The organism is Halomonas sp. CKK8, from assembly GCF_029625235.1.
Taxonomy (GTDB): Bacteria; Pseudomonadota; Gammaproteobacteria; order Pseudomonadales; family Halomonadaceae; genus Halomonas; species Halomonas ventosae.
Genome location: NZ_CP121193.1, coordinates 437,999 through 454,460 on the forward strand (window position 1 = coordinate 437,999; position 16,462 = coordinate 454,460).

Sequence of the window (16,462 nt, forward strand, 5' to 3'; positions counted from 1 at the left end):
CAGTCAATGAACGTGATCCGCCATTATGGTAAAGACCGAGTATCCTGGTCAACCATTGCGCCGTCGAGGCCCGGCGTCGGCCGCCCGCTCGTCCTGTGCCGCGTCCTCCGTATGCTGCTCTTCCCGGGGCGGGCAGCAGCTGTCGACGTCGGCGAGGATGTCGGCGAAGTCCTCGTCGCGCAGCTCCGGCAGGCGGCCGTCGCGGTAGCTGGCGTCGACCTTGCGCAGGGTCGTGCACATGCGCTCGATGCGCTCGTCGACGGCGTGCATGTGATCGAGCATCGCCTGGATGGAGCGCGCCACCGGGTCGGGCATGTCCTGGCTGACGCCGTAGGCGTCGAAGCCGAACTTGCGGCGCATCGCCTCGCGACGCGCGGGGTCCACTTCCAGCTCCTCGGCCTGGTCGGGATCGACGCGCTGCACGACCTTGCCGGGGATGCCGACCACGGTGGCGCCGGCGGGCACCTCCTTGGTGACCACGGCGTTGGAGCCGATCTTGGCGCCGGTGCCCACGCTGAAGGGGCCCAGTATCTTGGCGCCGGCGCCGACGATCACGCCGTCCTCCAGGGTCGGGTGGCGCTTGCCCTTGTTCCAGCTGGTGCCGCCCAGGGTCACGCCCTGATAGAGGGTGACGTCGTCGCCCACCTCGGCGGTCTCGCCGATCACCACGCCCATGCCGTGGTCGATGAAGAAGCGTCGGCCGATGGTCGCCCCGGGGTGGATCTCGACGCCGGTGAGCCAGCGCGAGAAGGTGGAGAGGCTGCGTGCCAGCCACTTGAGGTTCTTCCGCCACAGCCAGTGGCTGAGGCGGTGGATGAGCAGGGCATGCAGGCCCGGGTAGTTGGTCAGCACTTCCAGGAAGTTGCGTGCCGCCGGGTCGCGGGCGAATACGCTGTTGATGTCCTCGCGCAGACGTTCAAGCATGCAGCGGTCCTTGGGTGGCAGGGCGATGGGGGATGGCCTTCATAGTGGGGGCGCGGCGGGCCGGCTTCAAGCCGCGCCCGCCATCTACTCGCGGCGCTCGGCCTGCTGCTCGGTGGCGGTGAGGATGCCGCGCAGGATGTTGAGCTCCATGCGCTCGGGGCGGGCCCGCAGGGTGAAGCGGCGCAGCCGGGCCATCAGCTGTCGTGGGGTGGCCGGGTCGTGGAAGCCGATGGTGACCAGGGTGCGCTCCAGATGCGCGAAGTAGCGCTCGAGTTCCTGGTGGCTGGCCAGCGGCTGGGTCGGTGGTACCTCGGCCTGGGCCGTCGGTTCCTGCTGGCCCAGCCAGGCCTGCCGGCACTCGTAGGCCAGCACCTGCACCGCGGCAGCCAGGTTCAGGGAGCTGAAGTCGGGGTTGGTGGGGATATGCACATGGGCATGGCAGCGCTGCAGCTCGGCGTTGGTCAGGCCGCTGTCCTCGCGGCCGAAGACCAGGGCGACGCGCGCCTCGGGGCTGGCCAGCTCCGTCGGGAGGCGCTCGCCGAGTGCGCGAGGCGTGATCATCGGCCAGGGCAGGGTGCGCGAGCGGGCGCTGGCCCCGACGACCAGGGTGGCGTCGCCCACCGCCTGCTCCAGGGACTCCACCGTGCGGGCGCCGTGGACGATATGGTCGGCCCCCGAGGCGCGTGAGACGGTATCGGCGGTGAGCGGCTCGCAGCGCGGCGCCACCAGGGCCAGGTCGGACAGGCCCATGTTGTGCATGGCGCGGGCGGTGCCGCCGATGTTGCCGGGGTGGCTGGTGCCGATCAGGACGATGCGGATGCGCTCGAGCATGGTGGGCCTGTGGATGCTGGGGGAGAGGCGGGCGATTCTATCACGCCGGCCCGGCGCGTCGAATGGCGCGCCCCGCGTGCTTCTGCTAGGATGCGCGCCGACCCGTTCTTTAACACCACCGACTCCCCAAGGCCCGATCATGCATCCGATGGTCCAATTCGCGCTGCGTGCGGCACGCAGCGCCGGCGAACAGTTCCTGCGCATCCGCGAGCGAATCGAGAACTCCCACCAGGAGCACAACCTCGACCGCCTGCTCGAGGATGCCGCCCGCAATGCCGAGACGCTGATCGTCCGTCAGCTCTCGCGCGGCTACCCCCAGCACGGCGTACAGGGGCGCTTCACGCCTCACCGCGCCGGTGAGGGCGAGGGTGCCGATACCCTGTGGAAGATCGAACCCTTTCACGGCTACTCCAACCTCAGCGTTGCCTCCCCCGGCTTCGCGCTGTCGGTGGTCTGTCTCGTCAAGGGCCGCCCGGAGCATGCGGTGGTGATCTGTCCCTTCAGCGATGACGAGTACCTGGCCAGTCGCGGGCGCGGAGCCCAGCTCAACGGCAAGCGCCTGCGCGTGTCCAAGAACACCGCCGTGGCCGGCACCCGCATCGCCATGAGCCTGCCCGAGACCTGGCTGCGCTCGCGCTTCCTGCCCTCCTACCTGACCCTGGTGCAGCAGCTCGGCCCGCAGATCGAGCAGCAGCGCGCCTCCGGCAGCGGCCTGCTCGATATCGCCGAACTGGCGGCGGGGCGTGCCGACGCCGCCTTCGTGCTGGGCCTGGAGGAGCAGGACCTGCACGTCGGCTCGCTGCTGCTCAAGGAGAGCGGCGCGCTGATGGGCACCCCCGACGGCCAGCCCAGCGTCGATATCGAGGGGCGACTGATGGCCGCCGGACCGCGCCTCTACAAGGCCCTGGTGCAGCAGCTCAAGCCGCATTTCTGACCCTAGCGCCAAGCGCCGAGCCACAAGCGCCAGGCGAAAAGGAAAACCCCCGTCGGTATCACCGGCGGGGGTTTTCTGTTTCTACCTCGGCGAAGCGGCGGGGGTGCCGCCTGGCGCTGTCAGGGCAGCTCCTCGGCCTCGGGGTCCTCCTTCTTCGCCGGGATCAGGTCCTCGCGATCCAGCTTCACCGCCAGCAGCAGGGCCGCCGCCACGTAGATGGAGGAGAAGGTCCCGACCACCACACCGGCGATCAGGGCGATGGAGAAGAAGTGGATCATGTCCCCGCCCAGCAGCAGCAGGGCCAGCAGCACCAGCAGGGTGGTGCCGGAGGTCGCCAGGGTGCGCGACAGGGTCTGGTTGATCGCCTCGTTGAAGATCGCCGGCATGTCATCGATGCGTGACTTGCGGATGGTTTCGCGGATGCGGTCATAGACCACGATGGTGTCGTTGAGCGAGTAGCCGATCACCGCCAGCAGGGCGGCGAGCACGGTGAGGTCGAATTCCCACTGGAACAGCGAGAAGAGGCCGACGACGATGATCACGTCGTGCATCAGCGCCAGCAGGGCGCCGATGGCGAACTTGTACTGGAAGCGAGCTGCCACGTAGAGCATCACGATGCCCAGCGCCACCAGCAGGCCCATGCCGCTCTGGTCGCGCAGCTGGTCGCCCACCTGGGCACCGACGAACTCGGCACGCACCAGCTCCACCTCGTTGCCGGCGTTACGCAGCAGGTCCACCACCTGCTCGCCGACATCGGGGTCGAAGGCCTGCTGCAGGCGGATCAGCACCTCGGTGGAGGCGCCGAAGGTCTGCACCGAGACGTCACGGAACCCGGTGTCCTCCAGGACCTGACGCACGGCGTCTAGGGAGGGCGCCACCGCGTAGCGGACCTCCACCAGGGTGCCACCGGTGAAGTCCAGCCCCAGGTTGAGCTGCTGGAACAGCAGCGAGGCGATCGACACCAGCAGCATCAGCCCCGAGATCGCGAAGGCGACCCGGCGCTTGCCCATGAAGTCGAGCTGTCGATTGACGAGGGATTTCATTGCCACCTCTTATATCCAGAGCTTCTTGACCGGCTTGCCGCCGTAGGTCAGGTTGACCATCGCCCGCGTCACCATCAGGGCGGTGAACAGCGAGGTGATGATCCCCAGCGAGAGGGTCACGGCGAAGCCCTTGACCGGCCCGGTGCCGATGGAGAACAGGATTACCGCCACCAGCAGGGTGGTGATGTTGGCATCGATGATCGAGGTGAAGGCGCGCTCGTAGCCGGCCGTGATGGCCTGCTGCACCGACAGCCCCGTGCGCAGCTCCTCGCGTATGCGCTCGAAGATCAGTACGTTGGCGTCCACCGCCATGCCCAGCGTCAGCACGATGCCGGCGATGCCGGGCAGCGTCAGGGTGGCACCCAGCAGCGACATGGCCGCCACCAGCAGGGTCAGGTTGAGCGCCAGGGCGACGTTGGCGAAGACGCCGAACACCTTGTAGCGCACCAGCATGAACAGCACCACCAGCAGCAGGCCGATCTGCACCGACATGATGCCGCGCTCGATGTTCTCGGCGCCCAGGCTCGGCCCGATGGTGCGCTCCTGCACGAAGTAGATGGGCGCGGCCAGCGAGCCGGAGCGCAGCAGCAGGGCGAGTTCGGCCGCCTCGGTGGGCGAGTCGAGCCCGGTGATGCGGAAGCTGTTGCCCAGCGCGCTCTGGATGGTGGCCAGGCTGATGATGCCGCGTTCGGTGTAGGGCTCGCGCTCCACGACCTCCTCGCCGTCCTCGATCACCGTGCGCTCGCGGGTCTTGTGCTCGATGAACAGCACCGCCATGTTGCGGCCGATGTTGGTGCGGGTGGCGCGGTTCATCAGGGTGCCGCCGGTGCCATCCAGGTCGATGTTGACCTGCGGCCGGCCGTTCTCGTCGAAGCTGTGGTTGGCGTTGGAGACGCTGTCGCCGGTGATGATCACGTCGCGCATCAGGTCGGCACGGCGAGACTCGTTGTTGCGGAACGGGAAGGACTCGGTCTCGCTCTCGGGGGTGTCGGGGCGGGCCTCGAGGCGGAACTCGAGGTTGGCGGTGGCGCCGACGATGCGCTTGGCTTCGACCGTGTCCTGGACGCCGGGCAGCTCGACCACGATGCGATCCGGTCCCTGGCGCTGCACCAGTGGTTCGGCCACGCCCAGCTCGTTGACCCGGTTGCGCAGGGTGGTGAGGTTCTGGTTGATGGCGTAGTCCTGAAGTTCCTGGACGGCCTGGTCGGTCATGGTCATGACCAGCCGGGCGCCGCGGTCGTCACCCTCGCTCTGATAGTTGAAGTCGGGGAACTCGCGGGCGATCAGGCTCCGAGCCTCGTCACGGTCCTCGGCGTTGGCGAAGGCCATGGAGATGGTGCGCTCCTCGATCTGGGTATCGCGGTAGCGGATCCGTTCGCTGCGCAATTGCTCGCGCATGGCGCTGGCATTGACCTCGAGGCGCTGCTCCAGGGCGGCGTCCATGTCGACTTCCAGCAGGAAGTGCACGCCGCCGCGCAGGTCTAGGCCCAGGGTCATGGGCGAGGCGGAGAGCGACTGCAGCCAGGCGGGGGTGGACTCGGCCAGATTCAGCGCCACCACGTACTCGTCACCCAGCAGGTCGCTGATGCGGTCGCGGGCCCTGAGCTGGTCGTCGGCATCGGAGAGGCGGATCAGCACGCTGCTGGGATCCTCCTCCACGGCCTGGATGTCGATGCCGGCCTCGTTGAGGGAGGCACGGATGCGCTCCAGCTGGCGCTCGTCGATGGTGGCGTCGCCCCGTTCGCTGCTGATCTGGACCGCCGGGTCCTCGGGGAAGAGGTTGGGAAGGGAATAGACCAGGCCGGCGAGGAGCACGACGAGTATCAGCAGATACTTCCACAGGGGATAACGATTGAGCATGGGGGCCCTGCCCTCAGGTTGCGGACGTTGGAGGCTGACGAGGCGACCGGTGAGGGCGGGAGCCGGTCGCGCGGCTCCTGCCGCACCGGCCGCAGGGCGGCCCCCGCCGCGCGCCCGGGAGGGGCGCGGCGGGGCGGGAAGGCGCCCGGGTCAGATGGACTTGAGCGTGCCCTTGGGCAGGACGGCGGCCACGGCATTCTTCTGCACGTTGACCTCGGTGCCTTCGGCGATCTCCATGCTCAGGAACTCGCTGTCGTCGCTGACCTTGGTGATGCGGCCCAGCATGCCGCCGCCGATGACGATCTCGTCACCCTTGGAGAGGTTGCCGATCAGCTGCTTGTGCTGCTTGGCACGCTTGGCCTGGGGGCGCCACAGCAGGAAGTAGAAGATGGCCACGAAGCCGACCAGCATGACGATCTGGGCGATGCCGCCACCGGCGGCGCCGGCATCCTGGGCCATGGCCGGGGAAATGAAGAAGTCCAGCATGTATGACGATCTCCTGGGTGATGAAAGCGGGATGTTCGACGGCCGGCCCTGGGGCCGGCCGTGGGTCAATTCGGTGCGGGAGGAACCGGCAGGCCGCGCTGCGCATAGAAGCCTTCCACGAAGTTCGCCAATGTACCCGCTTCGATGGCACCGCGCAAACCGGCCATCAGGCGCTGATAGTGGCGCAGGTTATGGATGGTATTGAGCATCGAGCCGAGCATCTCCCCGCAGCGATCGAGGTGGTGCAGGTAGGCGCGGGAGAAGTGCCGGCAGGTGTAGCAGTCGCAGCCCGCCTCGAGCGGCCGGGTGTCGAAGCGGTGCTTGGCGTTGCGGATCTTGACCGTGCCCTCGGCGGTGAAGAGGTGGCCGTTGCGCCCGTTGCGGGTGGGCATCACGCAGTCGAACATGTCGACCCCGCGGCGCACGCCCTCCACCAGGTCCTCGGGCTTGCCCACGCCCATCAGGTAGCGCGGGGTGTCGTCGGGCATCCAGGTCGGCAGGTAGTCGAGCACCCGGATCATCTCCTCCTTGGGCTCGCCCACCGAGAGGCCGCCGATGGCCAGGCCGTCGAAGCCGATCTCGAGCAGGCCCTCGAGCGAGCGCTCGCGCAGCCCGGGGTACATGCCGCCCTGGATGATGCCGAACAACGCCGAAGGCGAGTCGCCATGGGCCTCCCGGGAGCGCTGCGCCCAGCGCAGCGAGCGCTCCATGGAGAAGGCGGCCTCCGCCTCGGTGGCGGGGTAGGGGGTGCACTCGTCGAAGATCATCACCACGTCGGAGCCCAGCGAGCGCTGCACCGCCATGGACTCCTCGGGGCCCATGAACACCTTGGCGCCATCCACCGGCGAGCGGAAGTGCACGCCCTGCTCGGTGATCTTGCGCATGGCGCCCAGCGAGAAGACCTGGAAGCCGCCGGAGTCGGTGAGGATCGGCCTCTCCCACTGGGCGAAGTCGTGCAGGTCGCCGTGGGCCTCGATCACCTCGGTGCCGGGACGCAGCCAGAGGTGGAAGGTGTTGCCGAGGATGATCTCGGCGCCGATCTCCTCCACGGAGGCCGGGGTCATGCCCTTGACGGTGCCGTAGGTGCCCACCGGCATGAAGGCGGGCGTCTCCACCGTCCCCCGGGGGAAGGTGAGGCGGCCGCGGCGCGCCCGGCCATCGCTGGCCAGGCGCTCGAATGTCATGAAGCTGTCTTTACGCATGGGAACTCTCGTGGCGCATCGGGGCTGGGCCGGGCGTCGGCGTGTCAGGGCTCGGGTGTCAGGGCTTGCGCGTCAGGAACATGGCATCGCCATAGCTGAAGAAGGCGTAGCGCTCGGCCACCGCCTCGCGGTAGGCCGCCATCGTCGTCTCGTAGCCGGCAAAGGACGACACCAGCATCAGCAGGGTCGACTCCGGCAGGTGGAAGTTGGTAATCAAGGCATCGACGCAGCGCCAGCCGTAGCCCGGGTAGATGAAGATGTCGGTCTCGCCGCTGAAGGGGGCGATCTCGCCATTCGCACTCTTCAGGCAGGCCGACTCCAGGCAGCGCACGCTGGTGGTGCCCACGGCGACCACCCGGTTGCCCCGGGCACGGGCGGCGCGCACCTGCTCGCAGGCGGCCTCGGTGACCTCGATCCACTCGCTGTGCATCTGGTGCTCGCGGATGTCGTCGGCGCGTACCGGCTGGAAGGTGCCGGCCCCCACGTGAAGGGTGACGTAGGCGCTCTCGACGCCCCTGGCGGCCAGCGCCTCGAGCAGCGGCTCGTCGAAGTGCAGCCCGGCGGTGGGGGCGGCCACGGCCCCGTCGCGGCGCGCATAGACGGTCTGGTAGCGCTCGCGGTCGGCCAGCTCGTCCTCGCGGGTGATGTAGGGGGGCAGCGGCATGTGGCCGTGCTGTTCCAGCAGCGCGATCAGCGGCGTCTCGCCTAAAAAGCGCAGCTCGAACAGCGCCTCGCGGCGCCCCTCCACCACGGCGCGGATGCCCCCCTCGAAGACCAGCTCGGTGCCAGGCTTGGGCGACTTGCTCGAGCGCAGGTGGGCGAGGCCGCGATGCGCGTCCAGGGGGCGCTCGAGCAGCATCTCCACCTTGCCGCCGCTGGCCTTGTGGCCGTGCAGGCGCGCGGGAATCACCCGGGTGTCGTTGAACACCAGCAGGTCCCCGGGGGCGAGCAGCTCGACCAGGTCGGGGAAGCGGCGGTGGGCGAGCGCGCCGGTGGCGCCATCGACGCACAGCAGGCGGCAGTCGCTGCGCTGCTCGGAGGGGTAGCGGGCAATCAGCTCCTCGGGGAGCTCGTAGTGGAAGTCGGCGCGCTGCATGGGGGCGTTCTGATCCGGCTCAGGGGGCGTGTCGGGCGGCTTCACGAGCCGCGCAAAGCCCGACAGGATACCGTCTCGCGGCAGGGAAGTCAGCCGGCCGATTGACCTGCCCCGGTGCGCACGTATAATGCCTGCGCGTTGCCGGCGTGGCGGAATTGGTAGACGCAGCGGATTCAAAATCCGCCGGGTGCAAGCCCTTGTCGGTTCGAGTCCGACCGCCGGTACCACCATAAAATCAGCTGGTTACATATAGCTGCCCTCCATGAAGCACCCCCTCCTGTTTGTAGAAAATAACCGTACTATCAGCGCTAGCGAAGGCGCACTGATGCAGCCTGCCTAGAGCGAATCGCATGTAATATTGTATCGGCTAACAGTTCGCGACCGCCGAGCAAGGCTCGCGCTAAAGTGGCTGGTATGCTGTAATATTCGAATAATTGGTAGTCACCTTCGAGTAAAAAAGGTGTTTCATGGAAGAAATATATAAAAATTTATCAAACCCAGAGTGGTGGTTTAACGGGCTTTTCTTTATTATCGTCGGAGCTGTCATTCCATTTTTGTCTTTGAAGGTTGTTCCGTTTCTTGGGAAAGTGTTTGTAATAAAGCCTGTTCGAAAATTAAGGGCGAGGCGGTTAAAAAAGATAAAGAAGCTTAGATGGGACGACGTTAAAGTTTCTTATGAGGCTTCTAAAAGCGCAGCATTGCTGGCAGTTTTTTTGACTTCATTTGCCATTTATTTCGTATCATTGTCTATGACAATAGCTATATTAATGTCTTCCCCAGAAGGGAGTAATATTGTAGAGAACGATACATTTTTTTCTATGAGCAAATTTTCGATGCTGTTTGTTTTTTTTATGGAAATTGCCTTTTTAGAAAAGAGGATATTCGTGTCCTCTTTGTTTTTCAGGCGAGAGAGAATAAATAACAATCGCATGCGTGGCTTTCTATGAAAGGGAACCGCTGTTACCGATTTGTGGTTTTAAAGGTAGAGGGCTTTAACTACCAGTATTGGGGTTAATGGTGATGTCCACCATGTTCCATGCTTTTCGTTTTCTTGGTTTATGTTGATAGCCAAGAATTGACCTAAGCTGGAGTCTTGATTATGTCTGGAGGTTGGTTTTGATTGGACGCCGTTCGTTTTTGCTTGCTTGCTGTGGAACCATGGCCTTTTTCTTTAGCGCAAACCTATACGCAAAAGGGGTGAGTCTTCGCGGGTTAGGAAAGGGGATTCGCTCTGGTGAAAACAGCGGATCAGAATCTGAGACTCTTAGTCGAGATGAGCTTAGAAGCTGTTTCAAAAAGGAGTATCAACTTGAGAAGTTTGAAGCTTCACTTTCGGAAAAAGAGAAGCTAGTCGAGGCGGAGCTTAAAGCCATAAACAGGGAGGAAGAGGAAGTCGAAAATGCTAGATCTCGTGTTGACTTATATAGTCAAGACTCTGTAGACAGCTTCAACAGGCTTGTCGAAAATCATTCAAAACGTATAGATAACTATAACAACACTTTGTTAAGAGAGTATAATCAAATCGCAATAAGAGCCAAGTCTTTGAAGAACGAATACAATTATTATTGTGCTGGTAAGGCGTACTACATTGAAGACTTTGAGGCGGTAAAGAGCGGGCTTATAAGAGAATAAGAGTGCCTGCCGCGCCCTCTGCGTGAGGGAGGGCCGCAGGCTGTCGCGGTTTTGAACGGGGCACTCACGACTGATCCCCGGCATCCCTGCCATGGCTACCTCCTATTCTTCCGGCCGGTCCTCGATGAGTTCGCCGGCCTTCACCTTGGCGTCGGCTTCCCGCACGGCCTGTATCGCAGCGGCCGTGGGGTCCTTTCTCTCGAGCTTAAGCGCCGGCACTCGCCGATGGAGATACTCGACCGCACCCATCTTCAGGCCAGGCAGGGGCGTCGGCTCCCAGTCGGCAGGCGGCTCGCGCGTGACCACGCCAAACGTCGGGGGCCCTTGCGGGCCGCTCTTGCTCGGCATTCCATCATCAAGCCATTGCTGATATTTCTTCAACTCGTCTTTCCGGTTCGGATCGGTGCTTGCTGGTTTCAGTGCCATGGTCGTTCTCCTATCGGCTGAATCGCGCAGCGTGTTTCTGCTGCAAGTCTGGGTCTTCCCGCATCACTGCATCGACCGCAGCTTTGAAAGTGATGCCGTGTTCCCGCGCGATCTTGTGCGCACGAGTGACGATCACGTCGTCTACCGCGTCGTCGAGTTCCTGCCCCAACTCCGCCAAGGGATTCGCGGGTGCCCGACCGTGATAGCGCTCTGCCAAGTCAGGATCGGCCCGCATCTCGGCCACTTGGGCCCGCTCGAAGTCCAGTGACGTTGGGTTGCTGATACCCTCGCGACTCAGTCGCGCCTGCACACGGTCATGAAGTTCGTCGGCGGGTGTTTTCGCAAAGTGCATTCGTTCTCTGTATGTGTACATAATGTCTTCCTCAATTAACGTGATTTTCCCACTACTCCCGCTGAAATGCCTGACGTTGTGTGCACGGAAAATGCGTCAACCGGCCAGAACGGTAGCGGGCTCAAAACTCGATGCTTCAGACTTTTCTCAGGGTTGGTTAAAGACCCAATAACCGTGCAAGACATACTCACTATTTAGCGTAAGCACTCAGCCGAGATAGCAGTACTAGACAAAGTTATGGTTTGGGATAGCTGTCTTTTCTTTAATTATTTTCACTCGCCAGAGAAAAGCCACTGAAAAAGTCTTAGCAAAAATAGCAAAGCAAGGATGATTGCGTCTACAAGCAGCTCCCAAGCAATATGTGCTAAAACCCACCAAAGAAAGTTCCAGTATGAGAAAGCAAAGAACAAGCTGGCAATAAAAGAAACAAATATGCCAATATGTACAATAATGCCTACGACGACAAGGATGATGGTTATTAATGCAAACAGTCTTCCAAAAAAACCATATAAATAGCTCTCTATCTCGCTCTTTTTTATTATCATTTGCTCCCTCCAGCTCAGGATATATCTCTTACGGCTTAATCTCTATTGTAGCTGGTAGGCGAGTCTTGGTGCTATAAGCTTAATTTATATGAGTGGTTTGTAGGGGTTGTAGAAGCGCATGTGATTTTCAGTAGTCGTCGAAAGTAGCGTAGAAAGGCTGTCCAACAGCATCTTCATATTCACGAGAAACCATGGACTGTACCAAAACCACATCACCCAGCGGGGCAATTACCCCCAAGCCCACTAGAGCTCCCGCCGCGGAATTTGCTACATCGTCATGGGCTCGGGGAGGGTGATCAATGGTATCGCGCCCAGCGCGGCTTGTGCGGCGTTCCAGGGCCGCTAGCTGGGCCAGCAGCCTGGACTGGTCGAGTAGCTGGCACGTCCCCGCGTTAAGCCGGGGGAGCAGTTCTAGGTAGAGCTGGGACCGGGGCTTGCTGCCTACCCGATAGCCAATGCCATGGGCGCTGAAACGCTCGCGCGGCCACTCGCCGCCGTAGGCATCACCCGTCACCGAAGCCAGGCCGTATGCCTTCACGACAGCCGCAGCCTCTCGGGTGACGTCGTCGGGATTGAATGGCGGCCTCCACTCCCGCACGCAGTCGAGCACCGCGATACCGTTTTCCTCGTGTGCAACGGCCAGCGTCATGCTGTCCCTTGAGCCACCAGACGGATCGACGAAGGCGACATAGGCCGGAGCCCTGCCCTCGGGGAGCATGGATACAGGCGGCAGTTCCAGGAGGCCGGGGGCCGTGCATTGCTCTAATGCCTCACGGCTGACGAACGCTTCCAGATCGCGACGGAACTCGGCACCATATTCGGCAGATGCTACGGCCGCGTCACGCTCGTATGCCCGCTCGATCACGCGTGTGGGGAGCGTTGGGTTCATCACCTGGCTCGGCGCCTTGGCAACCAGAATCGAGCCGTCTTCGCCGTAGTGCTGTCGATAGGCGTCCCACAACTCACCGCGACGCGCATATGGGCTCGAGAGTGCGACCAGCCGACCGCCCAGCGTGGCCATGGCCGGGCGAATGGCATTGAGGATCTCGTAATCTGGGTTCGCGCTTTCATCGCTTCGCCAGTAGGCGATTTCATCCGCGATACAGCAGGCGACCGTGTAGCCGCGCACCGCTCGAAACGAGGCGGTATGCACTTCGATCATCGTGCGATTGGACAGCTCGATGGCCTCGCGATCCTCGCGAACGATCAGGCGCTCGAGCATGGCATTGGAATGCAGGAGGCCGCCGACGTACCGGAACACGGCTCTGGCCTGCTTTCGATCTGCGGCTAGCACCATGACGGTCGCCACTTCGCCAGGGGCAAGGCGGTCGCGGTAGTCGTGAAACGCGGCCTCAAAAACGGCCAGCAAGGCTGCTATCTGGCTCTTCCCACCACGCCTGCCCACAACTAGCCACAGCTCATCAGCAGCGCTTGTAGGCGCCTTCTCGCGTTCTGTGAGCGTCTTCCAGTGCTCGACCTCGCCAGCGTCCAGGGGAAGCCCATAGAAGCCAGCCAGTAACGCGCGCCAAGCCAACCAGCTCTCGCCGGCGAATAGCTGGCCGAATAGGTTCGTGTCGCGCATGGCCTGGCGGATATTCACGGTGCTGAATCCTTCTGGTGCAGATAATCTGCCAACGAAACATCGAGTGTTTGTCGGTCTAAGCCCAGTGTCCTCAGAATCCCCATAAGCGTGTTGACGGCTTGAGCGAGTTTTCCAAGATCGACTTCCTGATCTCTTGCAAGCGCTGCTTCCTGTTTCTCAATAATGGCCTCCATCCAGACCGCACGCTTCGCCAGTGAACGGCGCTGATAACTCAACCGCTCGTGACCGCCTAGATCCTGTTCAAGCGCATAGAGCCGCTCATTGACGATCTGGGCCACACGGGTGCGACCGTCCAGCTTGGTTAGCCAGTCGGGCGAGTAGGTGTCAGGGACATCTGCCTGTTTTACGGCCATAAACTTTGCCTGTTGCTGCCCCATCGGCGGGGTGGTTTGCATGCCATGCTGGTTATTTTACGCTTATTTCTGAATATGAGCCACAAACCACACTGTAAGTAAGCTGCTGATATTTATGATTCTTTATGGAGTATAACGAGTATTGGACGGCGGACTGTCTGTCCGAAGGGGTGATTCGCCAGAGAAGAAAGGGGCTGGGCTCGAAACAGGTCGGAACGTTAGCGTGCTAACGTCAGTGTATGGATGTAGGGTTGTGTATGGTATTTCGGCATCGCAGTTACACGCGCGCGTAGGGGAGCGAACTAGGGAGTGTATACACGACCCTACATTCTCGTTAGCGGGCTAATATATTTCATGGCTGACAATACCCGCACCCTTCACCATCACATCGTTGGCAGACTTTGGCGGCCAGGCCAATCCCTTGATAGGCGTTCCCGCTGGAGGTTCGCTTCTTTGGATACCCCCGCCCAGAGAGGGAGGTTCCGAATAGCTTCGCGCTTACTGGTGAATAGCCGTTCGATCCGCACCATGCTTGGTACCCGGCGTACAGGTCCTTGGCTTTCGCCTGTGCTCCTACCCTCGTCAAGCAGCAGTCGGTGATGAACTCACCAAGCGTGTCCATCTCTGCGCGATACTCGTCGACAGCCGTCTTGACGCTATTCGGTGGGCACAGCCCGATACGTTGCCACTCGATGCAGCCGCGCACCGCCCATGCCAGAATGCCGGGTAACTCGTCGCGAAGCTTTTCGGCTAATTTCGGGTCAACGTCCTTTGCCGGTATTTGCACTGTAAACGGCACCAACAGGATGCGTCGCCAAATGCCATCATCCGTGCCACGGATTTGCGGCTTGTGATTGCCACGAATCCAGAGCTTGAACTGCGGGCGGAAGGCGAAGAACTCGTGGCGAAGGAACCGTGCGGAGATGGTGTCCCCGCCTGTCAGATCTTTGACGAGCGATTCGTTTAGGCGCGAGCCCTCCGGTGTTTCGGAGACGGTCACCATGCGAGAACCCGCCAGTGCAGCGACATCGTTGGGAATCCCGGCCCCGCGAGTCATCGATACCGTCTCGATCCGCGTGGCGGAGTGGAAATCGCCCATCAGCGAGGCCAGCGTTTCAATGAAGACGCTCTTCCCATTGCGACCACCGCCATACAGGAACGCCAGGATCTGCTCTGAGGTCGACCCTGTTAGCGAGTAGCCTACTAGCCGTTGGACGAACACTCGCACGTCATAGTCGGGCAACACGCGCTCGAGAAACGCTTCCCAAGTGGGGCAGGTGGCCGACGTATCGAAGTACACGGGCGCCATCTTCGTCAGCATGTGCTCGCGTCGGTGCTCGTGGAGGTCGCCGGTCCTCAGGTCGACAGTTCCGTTCAGCACGGGCAGCAGCATCGGTTCGCTATCGAAGTCGTCTACCTTCGCAGCAAGCGCAGGCTGAGCGCACCACAAGGCTCCTTTGATCGAAGAGCTTTGTTGCGACTTCACGGCCCAGTCGCCCACTTTCTTCTGTTCGGCTTTGTCGTGGATTTTCGCTGCCTCGCTATGAATCCTTCGCACCGTTTCCATCATCAGGCGGCGCACTCTCAGTTCATCCATGGCCCAGTGCGATCCCGTCCATGCCATCCATCCCCATTCGGGAACGTAACGGACGTCTCCGCCTTGCTGGGATACGAAGCGCTCGGCATTGCCGACTTCGGTCAGTTCGGCTACCGGCGCCGTCTTGTTGGCGTGGCTCTTGGCTGAAATCTCACCTGTTTCAGCAGCCGCGTTTTTCCTGTGAGATTCAGCGAGTTCAATTTTCGCGTATTTCGTCGCTTTGTCCAATTGAGTCATGGCAGCCAGCCCCCGTTTTCGAGAAATAGGTCATTGAAGTCGCTTCCTTTGTCTTCTCTTCCAGGGATCGGCGTGGGATAGATGCATTTTCCGTCAACCGCTTCTGCAGCGGCTTTTCCGTGCGTGACGCCAGGGTTGTTGTCTCGGTGGTGATCGTTATCGGCCATGATGATGATTGGAATGTCGGGATGGCGCGCCCTTAGGCTCAATGCCACGGGCTTCAGGTTGCCGCAGTCCATCGCAGCCGCTACGGCGCAGCCATAGCCCATATGGATCGCGATAGCCGTGGCCACGCCTTCACAGACGGCGATGCCGTCTTTCACGTGGCCAAGTGGCCAGTACGCGCCCACCTTGGCGGTGCCGGCGAGAAAGCACTTTTCCTCGTCAGGACTGATGGTTTGATAGCCCACAACCCCATGGCCATCTGTCAGGAACGCCACCAGGTCCTGGCCGTCTTGGCGAAGCGTGAAGGGCGCTATCTGCTTCTTCACCAGGTAGGAATGCAGCGGGTCGGCCTCGGGTAGCCGAAGCAGGGCCTCCTGAGCCTGTGTGGCGGCCTGAGCGTGCTTGCGGGCCTCGGCTAGACGACGGTCCTGCCTTCGGCGCTCGGCCTCCTGGCGGGCCTTGCGGGCCGTCTCGGGGTCAGGGTTGGCGTCGGCGAAGACGTTGCGGTGCTCGCCTGTTCTCCAGTCGCCCCAGCACGCGAAATCGTGGCGGCAGACGTACCACAGCCGCTTGTTGCCGCGCTTGCCGTCGGGGTGGTCGTGGCGGTGGATCACGCCATTGGCAATGATCTGGACATGCGCGCCGGTATGGGCGAAAATGTCGTCAGCCAATTTTGATTGCACGTCGAGTTGGCCCGCCAGAGCCTGATAGACCGCCCACGGACTGCCTCCCGTGGGCGGTTTTTTGTTGGTCGCCATGTCATACCTCCGCGCACTCGTAATTCTCGTGAAGTCGCTTGAGATACTTTCTGGCGGCTTTCGACGATTCCTCACCTGGTGATAAAACAAGTTCCTCTAAAATGCGTGATAGTTCCTCGCGTTCGGCATCATCATTAACGGCGCGTTTTAGCGGATCAGCGAGTTTGAAGTTTTTTCGAAGAGGGATCATGGCCTAATTCCCCTCTCGCTCGTGGAACGCTCCAGGCGGGACTCGATGTATTCGAGAAGATCTGCTTTGCGGTAGCGAATATTTCGCCCAATGCGAACGTAACGGGGGCCGCCGCCTCGTGTTCTCCAAGCCTCAAGTGTTTGCGGTTTGGCGCGGAGAAAGTCAGCCGCTTCGGGGGTATTGAAGAGTTCTTCGAAAGTCATGGCTCGGCCTATGCTTTAGTATGGT

18 protein-coding genes and 1 tRNA gene are annotated in these 16,462 nt (G+C 61.9%); 4 read left to right on the forward strand and 15 right to left on the reverse strand.

Annotated features, from left to right (window positions below; genetic code table 11):
* Positions 1-48 precede the first annotated feature (48 nt).
* The gene (gene cysE, locus P8934_RS02120; protein WP_106231897.1) at positions 49-924 is read right to left on the reverse strand and encodes a serine O-acetyltransferase; all 876 of its coding nucleotides are present in this window, start codon (positions 922-924) and stop codon (positions 49-51) included.
* Positions 925-1,008: 84 nt separating this feature from the next.
* Positions 1,009-1,755: a tRNA (cytosine(32)/uridine(32)-2'-O)-methyltransferase TrmJ gene (gene trmJ / locus P8934_RS02125; protein WP_278032702.1), complete on the reverse strand. Its 747-nt coding sequence runs from the start codon at positions 1,753-1,755 to the stop codon at positions 1,009-1,011.
* Between the two features lie 139 nt (positions 1,756-1,894).
* On the opposite strand from trmJ, the gene P8934_RS02130 reads away from it, so the two are divergent.
* Complete coding sequence (locus P8934_RS02130; protein ID WP_278032703.1) at positions 1,895-2,689, forward strand: inositol monophosphatase family protein; 795 nt, start codon at positions 1,895-1,897, stop codon at positions 2,687-2,689.
* 119 nt (positions 2,690-2,808) lie between these two features.
* Here P8934_RS02130 and secF read toward each other — a convergent pair whose 3' ends face one another.
* From secF to queA, 5 genes are all read right to left on the reverse strand, one after another.
* Positions 2,809-3,732 (reverse strand): protein translocase subunit SecF, encoded by a 924-nt coding sequence (gene secF, locus P8934_RS02135; protein ID WP_278032704.1) that lies wholly within the window; start codon positions 3,730-3,732, stop codon positions 2,809-2,811.
* Between the two features lie 9 nt (positions 3,733-3,741).
* Positions 3,742-5,592 carry a protein translocase subunit SecD gene (gene secD / locus P8934_RS02140; RefSeq protein WP_278032705.1) on the reverse strand — a complete coding sequence of 617 codons (1,851 nt, stop codon included), beginning with the start codon at positions 5,590-5,592 and terminating at the stop codon, positions 3,742-3,744.
* A 150-nt stretch (positions 5,593-5,742) separates the two neighbouring features.
* Entirely contained in the window at positions 5,743-6,078 is a 336-nt protein-coding gene (yajC, locus tag P8934_RS02145) for a preprotein translocase subunit YajC (protein WP_089713395.1), read from the reverse strand.
* Positions 6,079-6,143: 65 nt separating this feature from the next.
* Complete coding sequence (gene tgt, locus P8934_RS02150; RefSeq protein WP_278033985.1) at positions 6,144-7,262, reverse strand: tRNA guanosine(34) transglycosylase Tgt; 1,119 nt, start codon at positions 7,260-7,262, stop codon at positions 6,144-6,146.
* A gap of 76 nt (positions 7,263-7,338) precedes the next feature.
* The gene (gene queA, locus P8934_RS02155; RefSeq protein WP_278032706.1) at positions 7,339-8,376 is read right to left on the reverse strand and encodes a tRNA preQ1(34) S-adenosylmethionine ribosyltransferase-isomerase QueA; all 1,038 of its coding nucleotides are present in this window, start codon (positions 8,374-8,376) and stop codon (positions 7,339-7,341) included.
* Between the two features lie 140 nt (positions 8,377-8,516).
* Here queA and P8934_RS02160 point away from each other — a divergent pair.
* From P8934_RS02160 to P8934_RS02170, 3 genes are all read left to right on the forward strand, one after another.
* Positions 8,517-8,603, forward strand: a tRNA-Leu gene (locus P8934_RS02160).
* Between the two features lie 240 nt (positions 8,604-8,843).
* Positions 8,844-9,323, forward strand: coding sequence for a hypothetical protein (locus P8934_RS02165; protein WP_278032707.1), 480 nt, complete (start codon positions 8,844-8,846; stop codon positions 9,321-9,323).
* A gap of 211 nt (positions 9,324-9,534) precedes the next feature.
* Positions 9,535-10,008: a hypothetical protein gene (locus P8934_RS02170; RefSeq protein WP_278032708.1), complete on the forward strand. Its 474-nt coding sequence runs from the start codon at positions 9,535-9,537 to the stop codon at positions 10,006-10,008.
* A 102-nt stretch (positions 10,009-10,110) separates the two neighbouring features.
* Here P8934_RS02170 and P8934_RS02175 read toward each other — a convergent pair whose 3' ends face one another.
* From P8934_RS02175 to P8934_RS02210, 8 genes are all read right to left on the reverse strand, one after another.
* Positions 10,111-10,434: a hypothetical protein gene (locus P8934_RS02175; protein WP_278032709.1), complete on the reverse strand. Its 324-nt coding sequence runs from the start codon at positions 10,432-10,434 to the stop codon at positions 10,111-10,113.
* A 10-nt stretch (positions 10,435-10,444) separates the two neighbouring features.
* Positions 10,445-10,786 (reverse strand): hypothetical protein, encoded by a 342-nt coding sequence (locus tag P8934_RS02180; protein ID WP_278032710.1) that lies wholly within the window; start codon positions 10,784-10,786, stop codon positions 10,445-10,447.
* A gap of 272 nt (positions 10,787-11,058) precedes the next feature.
* Complete coding sequence (locus P8934_RS02185) at positions 11,059-11,331, reverse strand: hypothetical protein (protein ID WP_278032711.1); 273 nt, start codon at positions 11,329-11,331, stop codon at positions 11,059-11,061.
* A gap of 127 nt (positions 11,332-11,458) precedes the next feature.
* Complete coding sequence (locus P8934_RS02190; RefSeq protein WP_278032712.1) at positions 11,459-12,931, reverse strand: hypothetical protein; 1,473 nt, start codon at positions 12,929-12,931, stop codon at positions 11,459-11,461.
* The gene (locus P8934_RS02195) at positions 12,928-13,329 is read right to left on the reverse strand and encodes a hypothetical protein (RefSeq protein ID WP_278032713.1); all 402 of its coding nucleotides are present in this window, start codon (positions 13,327-13,329) and stop codon (positions 12,928-12,930) included. The genes P8934_RS02190 and P8934_RS02195 overlap by 4 nt, the downstream gene beginning before the upstream one ends.
* 310 nt (positions 13,330-13,639) lie before the next feature.
* Positions 13,640-15,121, reverse strand: a complete 1,482-nt coding sequence (locus tag P8934_RS02200; protein ID WP_278032714.1) for a phage/plasmid primase, P4 family — start codon at positions 15,119-15,121, stop codon at positions 13,640-13,642.
* Complete coding sequence (locus tag P8934_RS02205; protein WP_278032715.1) at positions 15,118-16,044, reverse strand: toprim domain-containing protein; 927 nt, start codon at positions 16,042-16,044, stop codon at positions 15,118-15,120. Before P8934_RS02205 ends, P8934_RS02200 begins: the two co-directional genes overlap by 4 nt.
* A gap of 1 nt (position 16,045) precedes the next feature.
* Positions 16,046-16,234, reverse strand: a complete 189-nt coding sequence (locus P8934_RS02210; protein ID WP_278032716.1) for a hypothetical protein — start codon at positions 16,232-16,234, stop codon at positions 16,046-16,048.
* Positions 16,235-16,462: the final 228 nt, after the last annotated feature.